Annotated in this window: 1 protein-coding gene; it reads right to left on the bottom strand. The window is 62.8% G+C overall.

Going from position 1 to position 355, the window contains the following annotated elements; translation table 11 throughout:
• Positions 1 to 319 (bottom strand): ATP-dependent protease subunit HslV (gene hslV, locus EN852_RS36710; protein ID WP_135879750.1); only part of this gene is annotated, 319 nt, incomplete at its 3' end.
• Positions 320 to 355: the final 36 nt, after the last annotated feature.

Raw genomic sequence — 355 nt, 5'->3', positions numbered from 1 at the left:
CCAGCATCATCGCCTCCAGCCGGCGCAGATAGCGGTCGGTGCGCCAGTCCTTGGCGAGCTCGACGCACGCGCGGGTGAGTTGGTCAGGATACTGTTCGAGCTTTGCTTCGAGCCGCTCCAGCAGCGTGAAGGCATCGGCGGTGGCACCGGCAAAGCCAGCAATCACATTGCCGCCCTTGCCGATGCGGCGCACTTTGCGGGCATTGCCCTTCATGATGGTCTGGCCAAGGCTGACCTGGCCGTCGCCGGCGATCACCACCTTGTTGCCCTTGCGCACGGTCACGATCGTCGTGGCACGCATGGTCAATTCATTGGACATTTCCTGCTCCGAGCAGCGCCATCCCTTTAAAAGGCG

This window comes from Mesorhizobium sp. M2E.F.Ca.ET.209.01.1.1 (genome assembly GCF_004010375.2).
Classification (GTDB): domain Bacteria; phylum Pseudomonadota; class Alphaproteobacteria; order Rhizobiales; family Rhizobiaceae; genus Mesorhizobium.
This window is presented reverse-complemented; position numbering and strand designations above follow the sequence as displayed.